Here is a 24,420-nt window from a genome sequence, read left to right as displayed (position 1 = left end):
TCAGGTCGTAGGCATCCAAGATTTCCATGATCTCCTCGGCAGACTTCAACTCATCCCTTCCTCGGGGAGCGACAGGGCGCTTCAGCACCGCTCATCGCACCCGAGGAAGGGGCCTCAACCGCGCAGCGCAGCGAGGCAGACGACGTCGTGTCGGGCAGATCCCATGACCGTCAGCGGGCAGGTTTCATGTCCGCCAGCGGGCAGCTTCGTGGCCGTCTCCGGGCAGTTTCTCGTGGCCGCCGACAGGCCTGGCTGTCAGCATCGACTTCACGGCATGGGGATGGTCCCACCTGGTCCTCGGCGCCGTGGTGTTGGCGACCGGTGTCGCTGTCCTGTACGGCCAGATGTGGGCACGGGTGGTCGGCGTCCTGATCGCCATGACGAGCGCTCTGGTGAACCTGGCGTTCCTCGCCGCCTACCCGCTCTGGTCCATGATGATGATCGCGCTCGACGTGCTCGTCATCTGGGCTCTGACCGTCCACGGCGCAGAGATGAAGACCGCTCGGGGACGCGCCAGGTGACCGGCTCGCCGCAACAGGGACGGCCGCCCGGACCCGAGGTCGAGCGGCCGTCGTCTGAGCACCTGGCTACGGCTGCGGAGGCTGACGTGGATCTGTCCGAGATGCGGGAGATCGCCAAGCTCGGCTATGTCTACGGCTTCCCGATGGTGGACAGCTACCGCGTTCAGTACGCCTACTTCGAGGACACCACCGACCCGGAGTTCAAGGCACCGTGGAACGTGCTGAGAAACATGCCTCGTGTCTACACATCGCAGGACACGGCTGTCGTGACGCCGAACTCGGACACGCCGTACTCCATGATCGGGATGGACCTGCGCGCTGAACCGCTCGTGCTCACCGTGCCGCGCGTCGATCCGGGCCGCTACTTCAGCGTCCAGTTCATCGACGCCTACACCCACAACTTCGCCTATGCGGGAAGCCGGACAACCGGAAACGGCGGCGGCAACTACATGGTCACCGGGCCGACCTGGGTGGGAGACACACCCCCTGGAGTCGACCGGGTCTTCCGCTCCGAAGCCGACTTCGCGGTTGCCGTCTACCGGACGCAGTTGCTGAACCCTGCCGACCTCGACCACGTCAAGGCCGTCCAGGCGGGGTACCAGGCACGCCCGGTGTCGTCCTTCCTTGGTGTGGCCGCGCCGGCGGCCGGCCCCCCGACGGAGTTTTTGAAACCGCTCAGCAAGGACGACCAGAAGACATCCCTTCGCTTCTTCGAGATCCTGCGTTTCGTCTTGCGCTTCTGTCCCGTCCATCCCTCCGAGATGGAGCTCCGAGCACGGTTCGCTGCAGCGGGCTTCGACGGGGCCACCACGTTCGACCCGGACGCCCTGGCCCCCGAGGCCAGAGAGGCGATGCAGCAGGGCGTGGAGGATGCGTGGGCCGAGTTCGCCGCGTTCAAGCAGCACCGCGTCGACACGGGCGAGGTCACCGCCGGCGACATGTTCGGGACTCGGGAGTTCCTGGGTAACAACTACCTGTACCGGATGGCCGCTGCCGTGCTGGGGCTCTACGGCAACTCGAAGGAGGAGGCGGTGTACTGGCTCTACACCGTCGACTCCGCGGAACGGCCGCTCTCGGGGTCCGAGCGATACACGTTGCGCTTCGGACCCGGAGATCTTCCCCCCGTGCTTGCGTTCTGGTCGCTGACCATGTACCAGCTGCCGGAGAGCCTCCTGGTCGCCAACCCGCTGAACCGCTACCTGATCAACTCCGCGATGCTGCCCGACCTCAGACTCGACCCGGACGGTGGGCTGACCCTGCACCTCCAACACGACTCTCCGGCGGAGGATCTGCAAGCCAACTGGCTCCCGGCCCCGCCGGGACCGTTCCTGGTCGCCATGCGCTGCTACTGGCCCGCAGAGGAGGCCCTCGACGGCACCTGGAAGGCGCCCCCACCCCAACGGGTCTGACAGACCGCCGCACACTCGGGGCCCGTCCGGCCCGCGGCGGGTCGGTGACGCCCGGAACGCCGAAAGCGGCCCCGCTCAGCGTTTCGCTGACCAGGACCGCTTTCGGTTTGGTACCCCCGACCGGATTCGAACCGGCGCTACCGCCTTGAGAGGGCGGCGTGCTAGGCCACTACACAACGGGGGCCTTGAGCGACTGAAACCCTAGCCTAGGCTGAGGATTTCGGCCAATCGCTGGGGTACTAGGACTCGAACCTAGACTAACTGGACCAGAACCAGTCGGGCTGCCAATTACCCCATACCCCATGGGATCTTGCTGCGGCCTCTTGCGAAGCCGAGGCATGACAATACACGGCGACCTGGGTCGGGACCAAAACGGGCGAACGCTGCCAGTCCCGCCCGTGAGGACCCTCACATCAGGGTGAGCCGACCACGGCTCCCTGAGCCGCCGGTTCGGGCCGAACGAGGTCCGCCGGCGGGGCCGTGCGTCGCTGCACGTCGAGCTTCCGGGAGACGAGCAGGACCAGTCCCGCGTAGGTCAGCGCCTGGGTCAAGGTCACCGGGATGTTCTCCCAGCCCACCTCGGAGACGTTCAGGCTCTCGCTCAGGTCCGCGAAGGCCAGGGCGTAGCCGAAGGCGAAGAAGTTGTTGAGGATGTGCATCGCGATGCCCGCCTCGAGCCCACCGGTGCGGATCACGAGCCAGCCGGCGATGAAACCGAACATGAACCGGTCGAAGAACAGTGGGAAGTTCTGCACGCCGTGCGCCACCGCGAACAGCAGCGACGTGGCCAGCAGCGCCACCCACTTGTTGCGCCACAGCGAGCCCAGGGCCTGCATGAGGTAACCGCGGAAGACGTACTCCTCCCCTGCTGCCTGCAGGGGCGTGGTGAGCAGCACGATCAGCGCGAGCAGGGCTGTGGTGGCGGTGAAGTCGTTGACCTCACCGGACACCGAGACATCCTGCTCGCCGGGCATCAGCAGCTCGACGAGCATGGCCACGCCCATCTGGGCGATCAGCGCCACCACCGAGATGCCGATGAAGATGAACAGCAGCTTCCAGCGCATCTTCGGGACCACCGAGGTCAGCCAGCGCGGCCGCATCCGGTGCACGACGCGCATCACGAACCAGGTGATCAGGATCGCCGACCCCAGCGTGAGGTTGAGGTAGAGCAGCGAGGCGGGCCCGACCGCTTCGAGGGAGGCCGCGCTCTCGAAGTTCTCCCAGAAGTTGCCGTCCTCGAACATCACCCCGACGATCAGGATCGGCATCAGCACCATCGGCGCGACAATGAGCATGCCGACCACGACGAGAACGATGCCGACGACCGGCTTCCACCAGGCGTAGTTCCAGGTGCGCAGCATCTGGTGGTACTCGCGCGGCTCCGGGTGCGGGAACCGTGGCAGCGGGGGCCGGGCGTCCGGCGGCGGCACAGCCGCTCCGGGGTACGGCGGCGGGGCCCACGGCTGAGGTCCGCCCCACGGCGGTGGCGGCCCCCACGGCGGCGGACCGCCGTACTGCTGCGGCGGCCACGGCTGCGATCCCGCCTGGGGTGGGCCGCCGTACGGCTGACCCTGCCCTCCGGTGGGGCCGGTCACCCCGTCGCCGGTCGCCACCGCGCCTCAGCCTTCCTGGGCGCTGTTCAGCCGGGCCAGCGAGCGCTCGCGGCCGAGCAGCTCCAGCGACTCGAACAGCGGCGGCGAGACCCGGCGACCCGTCACAGCGACACGCACCGGGCCGAAGGCGTTGCGTGGCTTCAGGCCGAGGTCCTCGACCAGGGCCTTGCGCAGCGCGGCGTCGATCGCCTCGGTGGTCCAGGAGTCCAGCGACGCGAGCGCGTCGTGGGCGGCCTTCACCACGCGGCGCCCGTCGTCGTTCAGCGTCTTCTCCGCGTCGGCCGGGTCGCGCTCGAAGCGGGCCTCGTCGACGAAGAGGAACCCGAGCATCTCGACGGACTCCGCGAGCGTGGTCATCCGCTCGTGGACCAGAGGGGCAGCCTGCGTGAGAAGAGCGCGCTGCTCGTCGGTCGGCTCTTCACCGAGCAGCCCGGCGCTCTGCAGGAACGGCACCATGCGCTCGGTGAGGTCGTCGATGCTCAGGGCCCGCAGGTGGGTGGCGTTGATCGCCTCACACTTCTTCAGGTCGAAGCGAGCAGGGTTGGGGTTGACCCGGCCGATCTCGAACGCGGCGACCATCTCCTCCATCGAGAAGATGTCGCGGTCCTCCGCGATCGCCCAGCCGAGCAGCGCCAGGTAGTTCAACAAACCCTCGGGCAGGAACCCGCTGTCGCGGTAGCCGAGCAGGTTCGACTCGGGGTCGCGCTTGGACAGCTTCTTGTTGCCCTGACCCATGACATAGGGCAGGTGGCCGAACTTCGGCAGCGTGCCGTTGCCGACACCGATCTCACCGAGAGCGTCGTAGAAGGCGATCTGCCGCGGCGTGGACGACAGCAGGTCCTCGCCACGGAGCACGTGGGTGATCTCCATCAGCGCGTCGTCGACGGGGTTGACGAGGGTGTAGAGCGGGTGACCGTTGGCGCGGACCAGGACGAAGTCGGGGACGTTCTCCGGCTGGAAGGTGATCTCGCCGCGGATCAGGTCCTCGAACGTGATCGGCGTGTCGGGCATCCGGAAGCGCAGGGTGGGCTTGCGCCCCTCGGCCTCGTAGGCCGCGACCTGCTCGGCGGTGAGCCGGCGGCAGTGGCCGTCGTACCCGGGCGCACGCCCCTCGGCCCGCGCCCGCTCGTTGCGCTGCTCGAGCTCCTCGGTGGAGCAGTAGCAGTGGTAGGCGCGTCCGGCCTCGAGAAGCTTCGCGGCCACGTCACGGTAGATGTCGTAACGCTCCGACTGGCGGTACGGACCGTAGGGACCGCCGACCTCCGGGCCCTCGTCCCAGTCGAGCCCGAGCCAGCGCATCACCTCGAGCAGCGTCTCGTAGGACTCCTCGGAGTCCCGGGAAGGGTCGGTGTCCTCGATGCGGAACACGAAGGTGCCACCGTGGTGGCGCGCGAAGGCCCAGTTGAACAGCGCGGTCCTGGCCAGGCCCACGTGCGGACTGCCGGTCGGCGAGGGACAGAATCGGACACGCACGGGCGACGCGGAAGCGTCAGTCACGGGAAACCACCTTGTTGGTCAGGGTCCCGATGCCCGAGATCGTCACGTCGACCTCGTCACCGGGGTTCATCGGACCGACACCCTCCGGGGTGCCGGTGAGGATCACGTCGCCGGGCAGCAGCGTCATCACGGAGGAGACGTGCGAGACCAGGGTCGGCACGTCGAAGATCAGGTCCTTGGTCGAACCGTCCTGCTTGAGGTCACCGTTGAGGTGGGTCTGCAGCCGCAGGTCGGAGACGTCGAGCTCGGTCTCGATCCACGGGCCGAGCGGACAGAACGAGTCGAAGCCCTTGGCCCGGGTGAACTGCACGTCGCTGCGCTGCAGGTCGCGGGCGGTGACGTCGTTGCCGATCGTGTAGCCGTAGACCACGTCGGCCACCCGGTCGGGTGCCACGTCGCGGCAGATCCGACCGATCACCACGGCCAGCTCGCCCTCGTAGTGCAGCTCCCTGGTCTGCTTGGGGTAGAACACCGGGTCGTTCGGGCCGACCACCGAGGTGTTGGGCTTGATGAACATCAGCGGCTCGCTCGGCAGCTCGTTGCCCATCTCGGCGGCGTGCGCGGCGTAGTTGCGCCCGATCCCGACCACTTTGCTGCGCGGGATCACCGGGGCGAGCAGCCGGACGTCGGACAGCTTGAACTGCTCCTCGGTCAGGTGGACGCCGACGTAGAGAGGGTCGCCGGCGAGCGCGACGACCATGGCGTCCTCGTCGGGCAGGCCGAGCTCGTCGACCTCGCCGGTGACGACGCCGTACATGGGCTCTTCTCCGGTGGTGAACCTTGCGATACGCACGCGCCGAGCCTACCCGCGGGAGTCTCTCGGACCGCTGACTACCCTTCTGGCTGTGGAGAACCCGGCGACCGCGACCCGCGAGGTGCTCGACGCGTCCACCTGGCGGCTGCGCCGGGCTGCCCACGAGGCGCGCGTCGACCGGTGGGTGCAGCCGCACCTGGAGCGTCGGCGTCAGCGCGTCGCGCACCCGGTCGAGGACTTCCTCTTCACCTACTACTCGCAGCGGCCGGCGGGGCTTCGGCGCTGGCACCCCGGCTTCGGCGTGGTCCTCGAGGACGCCGAGGAGTACGCCGGGCTGAAGGGGTACGCGGTCTCGACCCTTCGATGGGCTCAGGACACCGCGAGCTCGACCACCGACGGCTCGACCACGGACATGACGGTGTCCCGGGAGTACGTCGCCTCGCAGGAGCGGTTGCTGCGCGGCCTGCACAACCTGCTCACGGCGACCGCCTCGCGGCCCGCACAGCTCGGCTGCTTCGGCATGCACGAGTGGGCCATGGTCTACAAGCTCGACCCGACCGACGTACGCCACTCCTCGTGGCCGCTGCGGCTCGGCGCCGAGGGCACTGACCAGGTCGTCGAGCAGCACCGGATCGCCTGCTCGCACTTCGACGCCTTCCGGTTCTTCACCGACGAGGCACGGCCGCGCAACACCCTCTCCCCCGGCCGCGACGACCGGGCGGAGTTCGAGCAGCCCGGGTGCCTGCACGCCGGGATGGACCTCTACAAGCACGCCTTCCGGCTCTCGCCGATGGTGCCCTCGGAGCTGGTCGCCGACTGCTTCGAGCTCGCCCACGACATCCGGGTGCTCGACATGCGCGCCTCGCCGTACGACCTCTCCGCGCTCGGCTACGCCCCCGTCGCCGTCGAGACCGCAGAGGGCAAGCAGGAGTACGTCGCCGCGCAGCGCCGCTTCGCCGAGCGGGGTGCGCCCCTGCGCGCGCGGCTGGTCGCCGAGGTGGAGCGCCTGCTCGCCGCCCTGTGAACCCGCGACGTCATGCAGTCCGGCCGGGCCGGGTCACCAGCAGGGCGGACGCCGGTCGTGCCACGGGGCCGCGGCCTCGACCTGGGCACACAGCGACAGCAGCACGTGCTCCTGCGCCGGTCGGGCGGCCAGCATCACACCGACCGGCAGCCCGCCGTCGGTCAGGTGCAGCGGCAGGGATGCTGCGGGCATGCCGGTCACGTTCCACGCCGACGTGTAGGGGGTGAACGCTTTCTGGTTCTCGAAGTCGCGGGCCGGGTCGGCGTCGTCACGGATCTCCCCGATCCGCAGGGGCGGCTGGGCGAGTGTCGGGGTGAGCACCGCGTCGTACGGCGCCAGCCGCTGCAGCGCGACCGCAGCGACCCGGCGCAGCTCGCCGACCGCGAACCCGAACTCCGGTCCGCTCACGGCCCGGCCGCGCTCCTGCAGCCAGCGGGTCAGCGGCCGCAGCAGGTGCTCGCGGCCCTCGGGCGCCGGCGAGAGCGAGGTGAGCACCGACCAGCAGGTCTCGAACACCGCCACCGCCTCCCGCGGCATGGGTACGTCGATCTCCTCCACGTCGTGCCCGAGCCCCTCGAGGAGCCGGGTGGCGTCGTCGTAGGCGCGGAGCACCTCCGGGTGTATGTCGGCGTCGACGATGACCGGCGTGCTGAACCGCGCGATGCGCAGCCGCCCGGGCTCCCGGTCGCACCAGCCGAGGTTGCTCTCCCCGGGCGGCAGCGGCGGTGCCCAGAACGGGTCGCCGACGGCGGGACCCGCCATCACGTCGAGCATCGCCGCGGCGTCGCGGACGGTGCGCGCCAGCGGCCCGTTGGTGCCGAGACCGACCGGGTCGCCGTACACGGGGCCGGCGCTGATCCGGCCGCGGCTCGGCTTGAGGCCGAACAGCCCGCAGCAGCTCGCCGGGATCCGGATCGAGCCGCCACCATCAGAGCCCTGGGCGATCGGCACGAGGCCGGCGGCGACCGCCGCGCCCGCGCCGCCGCTGGACCCGCCGGCCATCCGGTCGAGGTCCCACGGGGTCCGGGCCGGTGGCGCGACGTCGGGCTCGGTGTAGCAGGGCGACCCGAACTCGGGGGTGTTGGTCTTGCCCAGCCACGTCATCCCCGCCGCCTCGAGCCGGAGCACGACCTCGTCGGAGACCTCGGGCACGAAGTCGGCCATGCTCGCCGACCCGAAGGTGGTCCGCACCCCGGCGGTCTGGTTGAGGTCCTTGACCGCCGTGGGCACGCCGAACAGCGGCGAGAGTCCTTCGGCGCCGTCGGCAAGACGTGCCTCGGCCGCTGCCGCCTGCCGCCGCGCCTCGTCCGCGGTGACCGTGACAAACGCCCCGACGTCACCCGCGAGCCGCTCGACCCGCTGCAGGTAGTGCTCGACCAGCTCCGTCGGCGACACCTCACCCGTCCGGACGGCCGCGGCCTGCTCCAGCGCGGTCAGGTCGTGCAACTCCCCCATCGGTGCCTCTCAGTCGAGGTTCGGCAGCTTGGCGAGAGCCTGGGCGACCGCTGCCTGGATGTCGTCGTCGGCCCAGTCGTGGTCGACGACCTTCCCGGAGTTGTAGGCGTCGTAGGCCGGCAGGTCGAGGTGGCCGTGGCCGCTGAGCGCCACCACGATCACCCGCTCCTCGCCGCTCTCCTTGCACCGGACGGCCTCAGCGACCGCCTCGGCGAGGGCGTGGGTGGCCTCGGGCGCGGGGACGATCCCCTCGGTGCGCGCGAACAGGACGCCCGCCGCGAAGCACTCGGTCTGCGGCTTGGCGACCGCCTCGATCTCCTTGGACTCGTACAGGTGGCTGATCAGCGGGCTCATCCCGTGGTAGCGCAGGCCGCCGGCGTGGATCGGGTCGGGCACGAAGTCGTGGCCGAGCGTGTGCATCTTCATCAACGGGGTCAGCCCGGCGGTGTCCCCGAAGTCGTAGGCGTAGGTGCCCTGGGTCAGCGACGGACAGCCGGCCGGCTCGACAGCGCGGACCACGGGGTCCATCCGGCCGGCCCACTTCTCCCGCAGGAACGGGAACATCAGCCCGCCGAAGTTCGAGCCGCCCCCGGTGCAGCCGAGGAGAAGGTCAGCGGTCTCACCGATCTTGGCCAGCTGGAGCAGGGTCTCCTCGCCGATGATCGTCTGGTGCAGCAGCACGTGGTTCAGCACGCTGCCGAGCGCGTAGTTCACGCCCGGGTCGCCGGCGGCCACCTCGACCGCCTCGCTGATCGCGATGCCGAGAGAGCCGGTGGAGTCCGGGTGCTCGGCGAGCACCGCCCGGCCCGACTCGGTGAGGTTCGAGGGGCTCGGGTGCACGGTGCCGCCGAAGGTCTCGATCATCATCCGCCGGTACGGCTTCTGGTCGTAGGAGGCGCGGACCTGCCATACCTCGCACTCCAGGCCGAACTGGGCGCACGCGAACGCCAGCGAGGTGCCCCACTGGCCGGCGCCGGTCTCGGTGGTGAGCTTCTTGATCCCGGCCTGGGCGTTGTAGAACGCCTGGGGTACGGCGGTGTTCGGCTTGTGCGAGCCGGCCGGCGAGACGCCTTCGTACTTGTAGTAGATGCGCGCCGGCGTGCCGAGCGCCTTCTCGAGCCGGTGCGCCCGGTACAGCGGGCTGGGCCGCCACAGCCGGTACACGTCGAGCACCTCGCCGGGGATCTCGACGTACTGCTCGGTGCTGACCTCCTGCAGGATCAGCTCCATCGGGAACAGCGCCGACAGGTCGTCGGGACCCACCGGCTGGCCGGTGCCGGGGTGCAGCACCGCCGGCGGTGGGGTGGGCAGGTCGTGCAGCACGTTGTACCAGCGCGTCGGCATCTCCGACTCGGTGAGCTCGATCTTGTGCTGCTTGACGTCGCCCATGTGGCTCCTCCGGGTGTGAGCGGGATCTCGCCGGAAGCCTAGTGTCGTCACCCGGCCCGGCGTCCCCCGTTCCGTCAGGTGACCAGACCGGCGCCCGGGCCGGTCTACTGCGGCGTCTCGCCGTGCTTGCGCAGACCGAACGTGACCGCGTCGAGCAGCGCGCCCCAGGACGCCTCGATGACGTTGTGCCCGATCCCGACGGTGACCCAGGAGCTGGCCCCGTCGCTGGTCTCGATGAGCACCCGGGTGACCGCGTCGGTGCCGTGTCCCTGGTCGAGGATGCGCACCTTGTAGTCGATCAGCTCGAACTTCGCGACCTCGGGGTAGGCCTGCCCGATCGCGTCGCGCAGCGCCTGGTCGAGGGCGTTCACCGGCCCGTTGCCCTCGGCGGTGGTGATGATCCGGGCACCGCCGGCACGCAGCTTGATGGTCGCCTCGGACACCGCCTCGTCGCCGGGCTTGGAGTCGGTGATCACCCGCCACGACTCGACCTCGACGTACGACGGGCGGACCCCCTCGACCTCCTCGACGAGCAGCAGCTCGAACGACGCGTCCGCGGCCTCGAAGGTGTAGCCACGGGCCTCGAGGTCCTTGACCCGGTTGGTGATCCGGGTGACCAGGTCCCGGTCGGCGCTCAGGTCGAAACCGAGCTCCTTGCCCTTGAGCTCGATGCTCGCCCGGCCGGCCATGTCCGAGACCAGTAACCGCATGTCGTTGCCGACCAGCATCGGGTCCATGTGCTGGTACAGGTTCGGGTCGACCTTGATCGCGCTGGCGTGCAGGCCGGCCTTGTGCGCGAATGCGCTGTAGCCGACGTACGGCTGGCGCGAGGCGGGCGGGAAGTTCGTCACCTCGGCGACGGCGTGCGCGATCCGGGTGGCCTCCTTGAGGTGGCCGACCGGGAGCACCTGACGGCCGAGCTTGAGCTCGAGGTTCGCCACCACCGAGACCAGGTCGGCGTTGCCGGTCCGTTCACCGTAGCCGTTGAGCGTGCCCTGCACGTGGGTGGCGCCGGCGTCGACGGCCGCGAGCGTGTTCGCGACCGCGCAGCCGGTGTCGTTGTGACAGTGGATGCCGACCCGCGCACCGGTGGCCTCGATGACGTCGTTGACCACGTCGGCGACCCAGGGCGGCAGCATCCCGCCGTTGGTGTCGCACAGCGCCGCGACCTCGGCTCCGGCCTCGGCCGCCACGCGGACCACCTCGAGCGCGTAGTCCCGGTTGTCCCGATAGCCGTCGAAGAAGTGCTCGGCGTCGAGGAAGACCCGCTGGCCCTCGGCCCGCAGATGCTCGACGGTGTCGCGGACCATCGCGAGGTTCTCCTCGAGCGTGGTGCGCAGGGCCAGCTCGACGTGGCGGTCGTGGGACTTCGCGACGAGCGTCACCACCCCGGCGCCGCTGTCGCGCAGTGCTGCGACGAGCGGGTCGTCGGCGGCTTTCATGCCGGCCCGCCGGGTGGCGCCGAACGCCGCGAGCTGGGCGTTCTTCAGGCCGAGCTCGGTCTGCGCGCGGCGGAAGAACTCGGTGTCCTTGGGGTTCGCGCCCGGCCACCCGCCCTCGATGTAGCCGACCCCGAGGTCGTCGAGCTGGCGGGCGATCGCCAGCTTGTCCGCGACGGAGAGGTTGAGCCCCTCCTGCTGCGCGCCGTCACGCAGGGTCGTGTCGTAGACGTGGAAGTCACCGGGGGTGCTGCCGGCTGTGCTCATCGTGGATCCTCGGCTCGGGCCGGACCGCTGTCGCGGCGTCGGTGTTCGGTACGGCGGTGTGGCGGGTCGTGTCGGGCAACAAAAAAACCTCCCGTATCACGAGAGGTCAGCGCACCGAGCGGGGCTCGATGCGCTAGCTGATAATGATCTGCTGCCTGGTCACCCCTCGAGTCTGCCACGGCCGTCCCCACCCTGGAACCGGATCTCGCCATCCGGTCCGGGTTCGGCAGGACCGGGCCGCTCAGAACGAGCGCAGGAAGCCGCCGAGCAGCGTCCCGCCGCGCCACGGCGGGCCGGGCTGAGGCTCCCAGCTCACCCCGTGCTGCCCGAGCAGGTAGGCGGCGCCACTCGCGGCCACGACGACGGCCAGGACGGCGGTCCATCCGAGCACGGGCAACCGCGTGGCGCGCAGCACGAGAGCCCGGGTGGGCACCCGCAGCCGTTGGCCGCCCGGCCCCCACCAGACCGCGAAGGCCAGCACGGCGCCCATCACGAGCAGGCTCGAGACGGTCGACAGCCGGAACAGCAGCACCGCGAGCCCGGCCAGGAAGGCAAGGGCGGCCGACCAGAGCACGAGCATCAACGTCCCGCCGGTCGCGACGAGCAGGTACCACGGCGAGGACAGCACAGCGAGCGGACCGTCGTACCACCGGCGGCGGCCGCGCCGCACGGTGCGGTTGCGGGAGGCCTCGGAGGTCCACGAGTAGGTGCGCAGCGTCAGGGCGGCGAGGCTGACACCGGCGAGGCACAGGTACGGCGCCAGCGCGAACCCGACGGTGACGAGGGCGAACAGCCCGGTGAGGATCAGGCCCCGCTGCAGCCGGGGGGTGCCCGAGGGCGGGGGCCGCCAGTCCGCGGGGGCGCCCGGCTGCCTGAACTCCGTGGGAGGGGCCGGCTGGACGTACGGTGCCCGCGCGGCCGGCTGGACCACGGTCAGCGGCGTGGTCGGCGGCGCCGTCACCGGCCCGGGGATCGTGCGCGGGAGCGAGCTGCCGCCGGCGATCGTGTCGGCCACGGTGGCGACGTCGTCGAGGGCCGCCGCGTGGCGGTCGGTGGCGAGCACGTCGGTCGGGTCTGCGTCGTGGCCGCGTGCCGCCAGCGCGAAGGGCATCGTGGGGTCGTCGACCGGGATGCTGCGCCGGGTCGGTCGCGGCCGCAGCTCCTTCATCAGGGTCGTCAGCGCGGGTCGGTCGGCGGCGTCGGGCGCCAGGGCCGCGCGGACCAGCGGGAGGAGGTCGGCGGGCACCCCGGACAGGTCGTGCTCGCCGCGACGCACCCGGTCCATGATCGCCATGGCAGGACCGCCACCGAACGGCGGTCGTCCCGTGGCGGCGTACACCACGGTGGCCGCCCAGGAGTGCACGTCGGAGGCCGCGGTGGCGTCCTCGCCGTACAGGATCTCCGGGGCGAGGTAGCCGGGTGTGCCGAGCAGCCAGCCGGTCATCGTCAGCCGCGGGTCGTCGGCGAGCCTGGCCAGGCCGAAGTCGATCAGCACCGGCGAGCGTCCCTCGAGCAACACGTTCGAGGGTTTGATGTCGCGGTGCAGGACACCGGCGGCGTGCACCGCGGCCAGCGCCTCGGCGAGCCCGGCCGCAAGGTGTCGCAGGTCCTCTCCGGTCACGGGCCCTTCCTGCTTCACGTGCTGGTGCAGGGAGAGGCCGGGGACGTACCGCGTGGCGACGAAGGGCGTCTCGCCCCACGGGTCGGCGTCGATGATCTCGGCGATTCGTGGGTGCCGGACCCGGCGCAGGGAGGCGACCTCACGGGCGAGCCGCGCGCGAGCCTCGTCGTCGCCGACGATGTGCGGACGCAGAACCTTGAGCGCGACCCGTCTGCCGTCCGCCGCCTGGGCCAGGTGCACCACGCCCATGCCGCCCTCGCCGATCTTGGCGATCAGCCGGTACGCCCCCACCCGGAGTCCGGGCGGCGGGGTGGCGGGCTGGGGCTGGGTGGACCTCACCGCACCACGGTAGCCGAGGCCTTCGGTCGAGACGGGCTGCAACGCGACGTCGCCGCCCCGCCGGCTTTTCAGGGGAGGTCCGGCGGGACGGCGATCTGTCATGGGTGCGTGACCCTCGTGGTGCCGGGTCAGCGTGTGCCCCGGTCTCTGTGGAGAACAGTAGGTGACCCCACCGCATTCTGTCAAATGTTTGTCCAATGTTTGCGCAATGCTCGCGCGGGTAGTCTGGACCGGTCATGTACACGATCAAGCAGGCCGCGGCGCGCACCGGGGTCTCCGAGGCGTCGTTGCGCGCCTGGGAGCGCCGCTACCACGTCGTCACGCCCCGACGCTCCGAGGGCGGCTACCGGCTGTACGACGAGCAGGCGATCGCCGCGCTGACCGCGATGCGCCGGCTCGTCGACGACGGCTGGCCGCCCGCCGAGGCCGCGAAGGCCGTGGCCGGCCGGTCGGCGGATGTAGCCACGCCGCCCGCTCCGGCGGCCGGCGGGGGGACTGCGACACCGCTGCTCGAGAACCCCGAGGGCCGCGCTCTCGCCGACGGCTTCCTCGCCGCCGCAGCCGCGGTCGACGCCGTCGGCATCGAGTCGGTCCTCGACCGTGCGTTCGCCCTCAGCTCGTTCGAGGCGGTCACCGACGAGTGGCTGATGCCCACTCTGCGCGCACTGGGTGAGGCCTGGGCCCGCGGCGACGTCGACGTGGTCGGCGAGCACGCCGGCAGCCACGCGGTGATGCGCCGGCTCTCCCACTCGTTCTCTGCGGCGGCCAGCCTGCCCCGTGGGCCCCGGCTCGTCGTCGGCCTGCCCCCGGGTGCGCACCACGAGCTCGGCGCGCTGGCGTTCGCGACGGTGGCCCGTCGTCGCGGGGCCGCGGTGGTCTACGTCGGGGCGGACCTTCCGTCGGACAGCTGGGTGCGCGCCGTACGCGCCTTCCCGACGCGCGCCGCTGTCCTCGCCGTGCCCACCGAGCAGGACCGGGAGGCCGCCGCCAGCACCGCCCGCGCGCTCCGCAAGGCACGCCCTGACGTGGCGGTCGCGGTCGGCGGCGCGCACGCCGCGGGCCTCGACGCCGACGTGGTCACGCTGCCGGACTCGATCACCGAGGCCGCGCGGATCGTGGAGGAGCTGCCCGTTTAGCCGGTCAGAGGACCCGGTGCATCCAGCCGAACGTGTCCTCGGCCCGGCCGTACTGGATGTCGACGAGTGCCCGGCGCACCTGCTGTGTCACGGGGCCGATGTCGTCGCCGTTGCCGACCTCGCCGCCGCGCCACTTGAGCTTGCCGACCGGGGTGACCACGGCCGCGGTGCCGCACGCGAACACCTCGGTGATCCGGCCGCTGGCCACGCCGTCGCGCCACTCGTCGACGGAGAACCTGCGCTCCTCGACCTTCCAGCCCTGCTGCCGGCACAGCTCGATGATCGACGAGCGGGTGATCCCCTCGAGGATCGTCCCCGACAGCTCGGGGGTGACGATCGTGCCGTCGTCGTGGACGAAGTAGAGGTTCATCCCGCCGAGCTCCTCGACCCACTTGCGGTCGACGGTGTCGAGGAACGCGACCTGGTCACAGCCCTGCTCCGTCGCCTCCTGCTGCGCGACCAGCGAGCTGGCGTAGTTGCCGCCGGTCTTCGCCGCGCCCATGCCACCGACGCCGGCCCGGGCGTACTCCTCGCTCAGCCAGATGCTGACCGGCTTCAGGCCCTTGGCGAAGTAGGCGCCGGCGGGCGAGGCGATCACCATGTAGGTCACGTGCCGCGACGGGCGCACGCCGAGGAACTTCTCGGAGGCGAACATGAACGGCCGGAGGTACAGGCTCTTCTCCCCCGCCGGGTCGGGCACCCAGCGCTCGTCGGCGCGGACGAGCGCGTCGACCGAGGCGACGAAGTCCTCGACCGGCAGCTCGGGCAGCGCGAGCCGCCGAGCGGAGCGCACCATGCGCGCAGCATTCTCCTCGGGACGGAAGGTCCACACCGACCCGTCGTCGTGACGGTACGCCTTCATGCCCTCGAAGATCTCCTGCGCGTAGTGCAGGACAGCAGTCGCCGGATCGAGCGAGATCGGGGCGTACGGCGTCACCCTGGCGTCGTGCCAACCCTGCTCAGGGGTCCACTCCGCTACGAACATGTGGTCGGTGAAGTGCAGGCCGAAGCCCGGGTTGGCGAGGATCTCAGCCAGCCGGTCGTCACCGACCGGGTGCGGCGAGGGGGAAACCGCGATGTCGAGCGCACTGTCCATGACACGTCACGTTAGCCGACTCCACCGACCCTCGCGCACCAGACTCTGATCCGCGAGAGAGCCGCACGCGGGGGTCATGTCGGCCGCCCGTCCGGGCTACACCCGGTTGGCCCGTGCGGGCTACACGATGCTCTCCAAATCCGAGGTATGTCCGACCTACTCGCCGGTCTCTTCGACCAGCTGCCGCAGACCGCTTCACCGACGTCGGAGTGCGGTCCTAACTTGGCGGCTATGGCCGGGGCCAAGCACACCAACCGGCACCTCCAGCGTCTGATGCTAAGAGGCCTGGTGCTACCTGCTGCCGCAGCCGGGGCGATCGTGCTCGGCGCGTCGGCTGCCTCGGCCGACGAGGGCACCGAACCGGTCTCGCCCGCGAGCGCCGACGTGCAGTCCCCAGTCGAGGCGACCGGTACGACGGTCACCTCGATCGCCGAGACCACCGGTGCCGAGCCTCCCACGCCCTCCCCGGCCCGTCAGCCCTCATCGGGGCCGGGGAGCGGTGGCTCGGTGGAGCACGTCACCGAGACGGCGGCGGCGCTCGTCGAGAACGGGCCCGCTGAATCCGCCAAGCGACCCGTGGCCGATGCCGTTGCCGTGCGAGGTGCCGCGGCGGTTCCCGGGAAGGACACGGCGCCCGACGACGAGGAGACCGGATCCGCCGGCACCGCGGGGACTGCGGCCCTGCTCGAACCGCTGCCTGCCGAACCCCTTCGCGCCGAGGCCCTCCCCGCCGAGACCAGCCCTGCCGAGACCAGCCCTGCCGAGCCCCTCCCGACCGAGGCCATGCAACCCCTGCGCACGGCCACCGAGCCCGCGGAAGCCTTGTCCACCCGGAAATCCCCGGCAGAGGTGCCCCCGACCGAGGGGCTCGCGGCCGAGGCGACGACAACCGTCGCCGAGTTCACCCGCCCGGTCACTCGACCCGTCGACCAGACCGCAGCGCCGCTGCCCGACCGGCTCGCCGAGACAACCGATGAGGCGACACCGGTCTTCGACCGTCTCCTGGACGAGGTGGCACCAGCCGCGGTCCCCACCGTTGCCGAGACCCGCCTCCTCGACGCCGAGCTGCTCCACACCCTGACCGAGCCGGTCCAGGAGGTCGAAGCTGTCGCCGGACCGACGCTCACTCCGGTGACGGACGCCGCGAATGGCCTGGCCGAACAGGCCCTAGCACCCGCCGCGGCCACGACGCCGATCTTCACGGGGCTGGCCGACGGTCTGCTGGCCGAGCTCGGTGCCGTCGCGACCGGCACCACGGATCCGGTGCTCGCGCCGTTGACCGAGACGACACCGATCTTCGACCGACTGACCCGGGAGTCCCTGGTGCCGGGCCTGGACACAGCGCCGGTGACGGGCCTCGTGGGCCAGGTGACCGCGCCGCCCCTCCTCTCGTCCACGGACCCCCTGCTGGGACAGGTCGTCTCGCCCCTGCTTGCCCCGAGCCTCGCCGCCGACCTGACACCGTTGACGGGCGTCGTCTCCGTGAGCCCGAGCCAGCTGACGGCCATCCTCCTCCCCGGGCTCGACCGTGCGTCGGGCGTCACGGCGAGCACCGCGCCCGCCGGTCCGGCGTGGCAGCCCTCGCCCTCGTCGACCACGATGACCGTGCTTCCGGCACCGGCACCGGCAACGACGGCGTCCGATTGGAGGGCTGACTGGTCGCCGGCGTACGACGTACCCAGCTCGACCACCGCGGCAATCTCGTCCGACGCAGATGAGGCGAGGCCCGTGGTGGCGCCGCTCGTCGGTCTGCTGCGCGCCGAGGAGTCCGGCCTCACCGGGATCAGCGTTCTCGGCGCACGTGGCCTCTACTACCCAGAGGGGCTGGCTCCCGTCGCCTCCCAGCCGACGGTAGAGGCGACCTCCGATGCCAGCTCCGTCGACCCGCTGCCGGGGCCGGACCGCAACCTGCTCACACAGCTCGGCGGGCTCGCGGAGGCCATCACGGCGGCTGGCGGAGGCACGCAGGGCGCCTCCGGATCCGTTCTTCTTCTCCTCATGGCAGTCTTCGGTGCGGCGCTCCTGCTCCGCGCCAACGGCTTGGCCCAGCTCACGCCTGGCACTGCGACCGCACTCTCCGGCCGCGCGGCGCAGGTCCAAGACCGTCCCGGCTAGTTCCCTCATTGCAGTTCTGATCGCCCGGTTCCGGGCGCGCCCGACTCAGCGCGGGCCTTCCACCGGCGCATCCGCGCCGCGACACAGAACTCACTTCGAGGGAGCAAGACCATGCATTACACGTGGAAGACACGGTTCGGCGTGACCGTGGCGTGCGTCGGCGGCTTCTGGGTCCTCGCCCAGATCACCGCCCAAGCGGACGCGAACGACGCCACCCAGCCCTTGTCCGCAGTCACGTCGGTGGTCTCGGGATCATCGAGCGAGGGAACTCCCCCTGCGTCGACCGGTAGCCAGAAGGGGGCCGCCGCGGAGACCGACGCCGACGGCGGCGACGGCACCGTCACCCAGACCAACAACGCTGACGACACCGGCGGCGACGCCAACGCCCAGGGCATCAACGTCGGCGTCCAGGGCCTGCAGTGCATCGGCGTCAAGGTCTCCTGCGACAACGACAACACCACCGGCCAAGCCGCCAAGGGCGGCAACGGCTACGTCGCCCAGAGCAACACCAACACCGGCGACACCGGTGGCGACGCCCAGGCCAGCTCCGGCTCAGGCGCCTCCGACGCCGACGGCGGGGACGGCACCGTCACCCAGACCAACAACGCTGACGACACCGGCGGCGACGCCAACGCCCAAGGCATCAACGTCGGCGTCCAGGGCGGCCTGCAGTGCATCGGCGTCAAGGTCTCCTGCGACAACGACAACACCACCGGCCAAGCCGCCATCGGCGGCAACGGCTACGTCGCCCAGAGCAACACCAACACCGGCGACACCGGTGGCGACGCCCAGGCCACCTCCGGCTCAGGCGCCTCCGACGCCGACGGCGGCGACGGCACCGTCACCCAGACCAACAACGCCAACGACACCGGCGGCGACGCCAACGCCCAAGGCATCAACGTCGGCGTCCAGGGCCTGCAGTGCATCGCGTTGTTCGCCCACTGCGACAACGACAACACCACCGGCCAAGCCGCCATCGGCGGCAACGGCTACGTCGCCCAGAACAACACCAACACCGGCCAGACCGGCGGCAACGCCACCGCGACCGGCAAGTCCAGCTACCCCGAGAAGGGCAAGGACAACAAGTCCGACACCAAGGGCAGCTACGACAAGGGCTACTGGAGCAAGAACGGCCCCGGCACCGACGCCGACGGCGGCAACGGCACCGTCACCCAGACCAACAACGCTGACGACACCGGCGGCGACGCCAACGCCCAAGGCATCAACGTCGGCGTCCAGGGCCTGCAGTGCATCGGCGTCAAGGTCTCCTGCGACAACGACAACACCACCGGCCAAGCCGCCAAGGGCGGCAACGGCAAGGTCGCCCAGAACAACACCAACACCGGCCAGACCGGCGGCAACGCCACCGCGACCGGCAAGTCCAGCTACCCCGAGAAGGGCAAGGACAACAAGTCCGACACCAAGGGCAGCTACGACGGCAAGGGCTACTGGAGCAAGAACCGCCCCGGCACCACCCACGCCGACGGCGGCAACGGCACCGTCACCCAGACCAACAACGCCAACGACACCGGCGGCGACGCCAACGCCCAGGGCATCAACCTCGGCGCCCAAGGCCTGCAGTGCATCGCGTTGTTCGCCCACTGCGACAACGACAACACCACCGGCCAAGCCGCCATCGGCGGCAACGGCTACGTCGCCCAGAACAACACCAACACCGGCCAGACCGGCGGCAACGCCACCGCGAAGGGCGCAGACGTCAACCCGGTGTGGAAGCCCAGGTACGGCGACAAGGGGCCTCAGCGCCCGAAGTGGGGCGACGGCGGCAAGTGCGAGCAGCGCCCTGAAAGGGGCTACGAGATGAAGGGAGGCAAGGGTTCGAAGGGCACCTGTGCCCCCCGCCCCGTCACGCGACCGGGCGGCTGGAAGCACGCACCTGTGCCGGCCTGACCCACATGAGTGCTGCTGAATGAGGACCGTGGCCGGCCGCGGACATCCGCGGCCGGCCACCGGGCCACGTCAGGCCCACGAAGTTGAGCGCCTCAGCGCGAGAGGCGGGCGGCGATCGCGTCGCCGGTCTCGGCAGTACGACGGGCAGGGCCGGTGCCGCGCTCGGCGAGGTCGTCCACCACGGCGTCCTCGACACGGCGGGCCGCCTCGTCGAAGCCCAGGTGCTCCAGGAGCAGCGCGACGGACAGGATCGCCGCAGTCGGGTCGGCCTTCTGCTGGCCGGCGATGTCGGGAGCAGAGCCGTGCACCGGCTCGAACATGCTCGGGAAGGTGCGGTCGGGGTTCACGTTGCCGCTCGCCGCGAGCCCGATGCCGCCGGTGATGGCGGCGGCGAGGTCGGTGATGATGTCGCCGAAGAGGTTGTCGGTGACGATCACGTCGAAGCGGGACGGGTCGGTGGTCATGAAGATCGTGGCTGCGTCGATGTGCAGGTAGTCGACCGTGACCTCGGGGAACTCCTTGCTCACCTCGTCGACGAGACGCGACCAGACCGCGCCGGCGTGCACGAGCACGTTGGTCTTGTGCACCAGCGTGAGCTTCTTGCGCGGACGCTTGGCCGCCCGTGCGAACGCGTCGCGGACCACCCGCTCGACGCCGAACGCGGTGTTCACGCTGACCTCGGTGGCGATCTCGGCCGGCGTACCGACGCGCAGGGCGCCGCCGTTGCCGACGTACGGCCCCTCCGTGCCCTCCCGGACGACGACGAAGTCGACCTCGCCCGGCGCGGCCAGCGGGGAGCTGGCTCCGGGGAAGATCCGCGAGGGGCGCAGGTTGACGTAGTGGTCGAGCTCGAACCGCAGTCGCAGGAGCAGGCCTCGCTCGAGGATCCCCGGCGGAAGGTTCGGGTCACCCGGCTTGCCGCCGACCGCGCCCAGCAGGATCGCGTCGTGCTCCTTGATCTCGGCGAGCACCGAGTCGGGAAGCACCTCACCGGTGGCGAGATACCGCTCCGCTCCGAGGTCGTAACGGGTGGCTTCGAACTTCACACCGGCCGGGGTCACCTGCTCGAGCACCTTGAGTGCCTCTGCGGTGACCTCCGGACCGATGCCGTCGCCGGGGATCACGGCGAGCTTCAACGACTGCGTCATGAACGACGACTCTAGTTGTCGTCCGGGCGCTGACCGCCGTTGTCCCGCAGGTCGAGAGCCGCCTGCAGCGCGGCCTCGGCAGCCTGGACGGCGTAGTCGTGACGAGAGGGGCCCCACTCGGGATACATGTCATACATGGCTTGCTCCAAAAGGATCGATGCGCCAAGAGGTGGCGCTGGTTGTCTTCGATGGTGTGCTGCAGCGGATCGCACGGGGTGCCCGTGGCGTGATCGTGCTGGGGGGTGGCCGTCGTACTGTCGACGGCCGGCTCCGCTGCGAGCCGATGAGACTCGATCCTCGAGTGCGGGTTGCGCTGCTGCGAGGGGATCTCTGACGAGGGGTGCAGGTGATGCGTGCTTCGTGCTTCTCGCTGCGGAGGTTCTTCGTAGGGCCAGACAACGCCGAACTCCGCGGCGAGGTGGCCTTACTTAAGAGGCCTCGCCGCGGCGGCTGATAAGTACGAAGAAGCTCCGCATGATGCATCCAGGGTAGGCATGCGCCACGCCGCATGTGCCCACATTCACAAGACTTCTCACCATGCGAGACGCCGTTCTGATGCGTGGACGCGGTCGGCGTCTTTGACAGACTGCACGCCATGAGCGCCCCCCTCGAGCTGCCGGCCCCTGTCTCGCGCGCCTTCGACGTCTCGCGGCGCAGCGGCTACGTGTCGTTCTGCCGCAACGAGACGGGGCGTCTGCTCGCCACCCTGGCGGCGACGCGCACCGGGACGCTCGCAGAGTTCGGCACCGGCTGCGGGGTCGGGACGGCCTGGCTGCGCAGCGGCGTGCGCGACGACGCCCGGATCCTCACCGCGGAGCTCGACGCGACCCTGGCCGACGCGGCGGCCGAGATCTTCGTCGACGACCCTCAGGTCGAGGTGGTGGCCGCCGACTGGTCCATCCTGCGCGACCGCGGCCCGTTCTCGCTGCTGTTCCTCGATGCCAAGGAGCCCAAGAGCAGCGGCCCCGACACGGTGATCGACCTGATCGAGCCAGGCGGGATCGTCGTGCTCGACGACTTCACTCCCTGCGCGTCCTGGCCGCCGGTCTTCGAGGGTCGCGTCGACGTGCTCCGCGAGCAGTGGCTGACCGACGAGCGGTTCACCACGGTGGAGGTGATGGTGGCCTCCGACGCCGCCGTACTCATCGCCGCCAAGCGCTGAGCTCCTCCGGCGCGGTCGGCGTGGTGGCGCCCGGCTGACCGAGCAGGACAGCGCGGCGGGATCCCAGCAAGGTGAAGACATCCTGGTCCGCAGCCAGGCCGGCCTGCCAGTGCTCGGCGAACGCCTGCTCGTCGACCAGGCCGCGCGCGCTCTCCAGCACCGGGTCGGCCGTGTCGGCGTGAACGTCCAGTCCGCGGTGCCGCGCCGCATCCGCAGCGAGCGCGCGGTCCCGACGAGCCGTACGGCGTCCGCGGGATCGCCTTGGGCGAGCGCGACCGCTGCGAAGGCCTCGAGGCAGTAGGTCGCCCCACCGAACCAGCGATGGTCGATCACCAGGTCGGTCGCTTGGCACAGCTCGCCTGCTGCCACGTCGAGACGGCCGTGCAGAGCGTCGAGCAGAGCCAGCCCCTGGAGCGCCTGGGCGATCTGGTGCCGGTTGTCGATGCGCCGGGCATGCCGCAGGGCCACCTCGAGGTGTGATCGGGCCCGGTCGCCACCAGGACCGGCGTGCGCGGCGCTCAGCGTCATCTCGACGATGGCCACCCCCCAGTCGTGGTCGATGGCGGCGTAGGAGCGCGATGCGTGTTCCAGCGCCTCCGCCGCACGCGGAAGGTCGCCCCGGCGCAGGAAGTGGACACCGAGGTTGTGTCGCGCCACCGCCGCCTCGAGCGGGAGCCCGCCCGCGTCGAAGGCCTCCGCCGCGGCCGGCAACAGCACCTCCGGGTCCACGTCGGCAGGCTGCGCTCCCACGACGAACAGGCCGACGTCGACCAGCGCCTGGTCCGTGGGCGAGAGGCTCTCCCGCTCCCGCGCGATACGCAGCACCCACTGCTGGGACTCCTCGAGCGCGTCACGGATGTAGTAGTAGACGAAGGTGTCCCACACCAGGCGTAGGACGGTCGCGAATCGCCCGGACTCCAGGCCCGTCTCCACCGCAGTCCGGACGTTGGCCCGCTCCGCGTCGAAGCGCGCGGCCCACTCACGCTGGCGTGGCCCGCAGAGGAACGGAGCCGCCTCGTGGCCCAACGCCGACATGTAGTCGAGGTGACGCTGGCGTGCCCGCGCGGTGCCTCCGCGGGCATCCAGCTGTTCTCGCGCGAACTCCCGCACCGGCTCGAGCATGTTGATCTGCACCTCGCCGAAGGGCAGCTGGTCACCGAACCTCGCCAGGCTCTTGTCCAGGAGCCCGGCCAGCGCCGTGTCGACCGCTCCCCCGCTGTCGGTGCACACCGCCTCGACGCCGTCGAGGGTGCAACCCCCGGTGAAGACGCTCATCTGCGCGAACACCGCGCGTTCGGCGTCGTCGAGGAGGTCGTGGCTCCAGGTCAGCGCCGCCCGCAGGGTGCGCTGCCGGGAGGGCAGGTCCTCACCGGCCGCCGGCAGGTCCAGGGTCGACTCGAGCCGGTCCAGCAGCGCCCGGGGACCGTGGAGGCGCAGGCGCGGTACGGCGAGCTCGATCGCCAGCGGCAGACCGGCCAGCCGCCGGCACAGCCCGGCAATGGCCGGCGCACTGTCGTCGGTGACCTCGACGGTCGCGCCGCGGTCGCGGGCCCGGTCCAACAGCAGCTGCACCGCGGGTGCCTGCCCCACCTCCACGGACGAGGCGGCCTCCGGCGGGACGGCCAGCGGAGGGAGAGCCAGCTCGTGCTCGCCGACCACCCGCAGCGCCTGCCTGCTCGTCACCAGCATCTGCAGGCCCGGCGCCCGCTCCAGCAGGCGCACCAGGTCGGGGCCGCTGGGGACGACCTGTTCCAGGTTGTCGAGCAGCAGCAGTGCGCTGCGACCTTCGAAGTAGTCGACCAGCGAGTCGCAGGGAGTGGGTGAGGCCGCATCGCGCACTCCGAGCTGGTCGGCGACCGTGGGCAGCACCAGACTCGGTGAGGACACCGACGCGAGCGGGAAGAAGTGCACCGTGGATCCGCGCCGCGCGGCCGCGTGGGCCGCTTCCACGGCCAGCCTCGTCTTGCCGACGCCACCCGGCCCGGTCACGGTCAGCAGGCGGGTGCCGTGCTCGAGGAGCGCGAGGACCTCGTCGATCTCCCGGCTCCGCCCGACGGTCCTCGTCAAGGGGGCGGGGAGCGGCGCGCGAGGACGCTCCGACGCCGGCGGCACGCGGGCCTCGCCGAACCGTTCGCTCAACAGCAGGGCGAGGTCATGACCGACCAGCTCGGCCAGCTCCTCGGTGCTGGAGAACCGGCGGTAGGAGGCCTGGTCGTCGGCCTGCACCCGCTGCAGCAGCGACGACAGCGCGGCGTCCCGGTCAGGCGCCGGGTGCTTGATGTACAGCAGCCGGGGCAGCCGCTCGGAGAGGAGGTACTCGTCCTCCAGGCCGGACACGCTCTCCCCGGGTGCGACCCAGCCGTAGCGCTGCCAGTAGATGCCGACGAACACGTCGCTCTGCGCGAGATAGGCGCGGTAGAGCTCCCGCGGTGGATGCGGCCTGGCCCCGAGCTCGACATCACGAGCAATAGTCAAGACCTGTGGATGGGCGTGTCACGCGACTTGTTGATCGCCTCCTGATTCCTGG

17 protein-coding genes and 2 tRNA genes are annotated in these 24,420 nt (G+C 70.8%); 6 read left to right on the top strand and 13 right to left on the bottom strand.

The genetic code is table 11. The features are described from left to right. Window positions 1-248: 248 nt before the first annotated feature. Both ACYVIH_RS12470 and ACYVIH_RS12465 read left to right on the top strand, forming a co-directional pair. Window positions 249-521: a DUF7144 family membrane protein gene (locus ACYVIH_RS12470; protein ID WP_460869778.1), complete on the top strand. Its 273-nt coding sequence runs from the start codon at window positions 249-251 to the stop codon at window positions 519-521. An 86-nt stretch (window positions 522-607) separates the two neighbouring features. After that, on the top strand, window positions 608-1,930 hold the full coding sequence (locus ACYVIH_RS12465; RefSeq protein WP_460869777.1) for a DUF1254 domain-containing protein: 1,323 nt from the start codon (window positions 608-610) through the stop codon (window positions 1,928-1,930). Between the two features lie 108 nt (window positions 1,931-2,038). Here the strand turns inward: ACYVIH_RS12465 and ACYVIH_RS12460 are convergent. The 5 genes from ACYVIH_RS12460 to ACYVIH_RS12440 form a co-directional block, all read right to left on the bottom strand. Continuing rightward, a tRNA-Glu gene (locus ACYVIH_RS12460) sits at window positions 2,039-2,114 on the bottom strand. A gap of 47 nt (window positions 2,115-2,161) precedes the next feature. Further along, a tRNA-Gln gene (locus tag ACYVIH_RS12455) sits at window positions 2,162-2,233 on the bottom strand. A 110-nt stretch (window positions 2,234-2,343) separates the two neighbouring features. Beyond that, a complete protein-coding gene (locus ACYVIH_RS12450) occupies window positions 2,344-3,543 on the bottom strand; it encodes a lysostaphin resistance A-like protein (RefSeq protein ID WP_460869776.1) in 1,200 nt (399 codons plus the stop codon). 6 nt (window positions 3,544-3,549) lie between these two features. Then, window positions 3,550-5,040, bottom strand: coding sequence for a glutamate--tRNA ligase (gene gltX, locus ACYVIH_RS12445; protein ID WP_460869775.1), 1,491 nt, complete (start codon window positions 5,038-5,040; stop codon window positions 3,550-3,552). Beyond that, complete coding sequence (locus ACYVIH_RS12440) at window positions 5,033-5,833, bottom strand: fumarylacetoacetate hydrolase family protein (protein ID WP_460869774.1); 801 nt, start codon at window positions 5,831-5,833, stop codon at window positions 5,033-5,035. The genes gltX and ACYVIH_RS12440 overlap by 8 nt, the downstream gene beginning before the upstream one ends. Window positions 5,834-5,885: 52 nt before the next feature. Between ACYVIH_RS12440 and ACYVIH_RS12435 the strand changes: the two genes are divergently transcribed. After that, window positions 5,886-6,818: a 3-methyladenine DNA glycosylase gene (locus tag ACYVIH_RS12435; RefSeq protein ID WP_460869773.1), complete on the top strand. Its 933-nt coding sequence runs from the start codon at window positions 5,886-5,888 to the stop codon at window positions 6,816-6,818. 33 nt (window positions 6,819-6,851) lie between these two features. On the opposite strand, the gene ACYVIH_RS12430 is transcribed toward ACYVIH_RS12435, so the two are convergent. The 4 genes from ACYVIH_RS12430 to ACYVIH_RS12415 form a co-directional block, all read right to left on the bottom strand. Beyond that, window positions 6,852-8,273, bottom strand: a complete 1,422-nt coding sequence (locus ACYVIH_RS12430; protein WP_460869772.1) for an amidase — start codon at window positions 8,271-8,273, stop codon at window positions 6,852-6,854. A gap of 9 nt (window positions 8,274-8,282) precedes the next feature. Beyond that, entirely contained in the window at window positions 8,283-9,662 is a 1,380-nt protein-coding gene (locus ACYVIH_RS12425) for a TrpB-like pyridoxal phosphate-dependent enzyme (RefSeq protein WP_460869771.1), read from the bottom strand. A gap of 104 nt (window positions 9,663-9,766) precedes the next feature. Continuing rightward, window positions 9,767-11,368, bottom strand: a complete 1,602-nt coding sequence (cimA, locus tag ACYVIH_RS12420) for a citramalate synthase (protein ID WP_460869770.1) — start codon at window positions 11,366-11,368, stop codon at window positions 9,767-9,769. Window positions 11,369-11,609: 241 nt separating this feature from the next. Further along, window positions 11,610-13,328, bottom strand: a complete 1,719-nt coding sequence (locus ACYVIH_RS12415; protein WP_460869769.1) for a serine/threonine-protein kinase — start codon at window positions 13,326-13,328, stop codon at window positions 11,610-11,612. A 236-nt stretch (window positions 13,329-13,564) separates the two neighbouring features. Between ACYVIH_RS12415 and ACYVIH_RS12410 the strand changes: the two genes are divergently transcribed. Next, on the top strand, window positions 13,565-14,464 hold the full coding sequence (locus tag ACYVIH_RS12410; RefSeq protein ID WP_460869768.1) for a MerR family transcriptional regulator: 900 nt from the start codon (window positions 13,565-13,567) through the stop codon (window positions 14,462-14,464). A gap of 4 nt (window positions 14,465-14,468) precedes the next feature. On the opposite strand, the gene ACYVIH_RS12405 is transcribed toward ACYVIH_RS12410, so the two are convergent. After that, window positions 14,469-15,560, bottom strand: coding sequence for a branched-chain amino acid aminotransferase (locus ACYVIH_RS12405; RefSeq protein ID WP_460869767.1), 1,092 nt, complete (start codon window positions 15,558-15,560; stop codon window positions 14,469-14,471). A gap of 231 nt (window positions 15,561-15,791) precedes the next feature. On the opposite strand from ACYVIH_RS12405, the gene ACYVIH_RS12400 reads away from it, so the two are divergent. Then, window positions 15,792-17,675 carry a hypothetical protein gene (locus ACYVIH_RS12400; RefSeq protein WP_460869766.1) on the top strand — a complete coding sequence of 628 codons (1,884 nt, stop codon included), beginning with the start codon at window positions 15,792-15,794 and terminating at the stop codon, window positions 17,673-17,675. A gap of 111 nt (window positions 17,676-17,786) precedes the next feature. After that, the gene (locus ACYVIH_RS12395; protein ID WP_460869765.1) at window positions 17,787-19,583 is read left to right on the top strand and encodes a hypothetical protein; all 1,797 of its coding nucleotides are present in this window, start codon (window positions 17,787-17,789) and stop codon (window positions 19,581-19,583) included. Between the two features lie 92 nt (window positions 19,584-19,675). Here ACYVIH_RS12395 and ACYVIH_RS12390 read toward each other — a convergent pair whose 3' ends face one another. The 3 genes from ACYVIH_RS12390 to ACYVIH_RS12380 all read right to left on the bottom strand — a co-directional run bounded on the left by ACYVIH_RS12390 (window position 19,676) and on the right by ACYVIH_RS12380 (window position 24,368). Further along, window positions 19,676-20,731 carry a 3-isopropylmalate dehydrogenase gene (locus ACYVIH_RS12390; protein ID WP_460869764.1) on the bottom strand — a complete coding sequence of 352 codons (1,056 nt, stop codon included), beginning with the start codon at window positions 20,729-20,731 and terminating at the stop codon, window positions 19,676-19,678. Between the two features lie 11 nt (window positions 20,732-20,742). Next, window positions 20,743-20,868, bottom strand: coding sequence for a hypothetical protein (locus ACYVIH_RS12385; RefSeq protein ID WP_460869763.1), 126 nt, complete (start codon window positions 20,866-20,868; stop codon window positions 20,743-20,745). Between the two features lie 395 nt (window positions 20,869-21,263). Beyond that, window positions 21,264-24,368, bottom strand: a complete 3,105-nt coding sequence (locus ACYVIH_RS12380) for a DUF4062 domain-containing protein (protein WP_460869762.1) — start codon at window positions 24,366-24,368, stop codon at window positions 21,264-21,266. Window positions 24,369-24,420: the final 52 nt, after the last annotated feature.

The sequence above is a fragment of the Nocardioides pakistanensis genome, from assembly GCF_054781215.1.
This window is presented reverse-complemented; position numbering and strand designations above follow the sequence as displayed.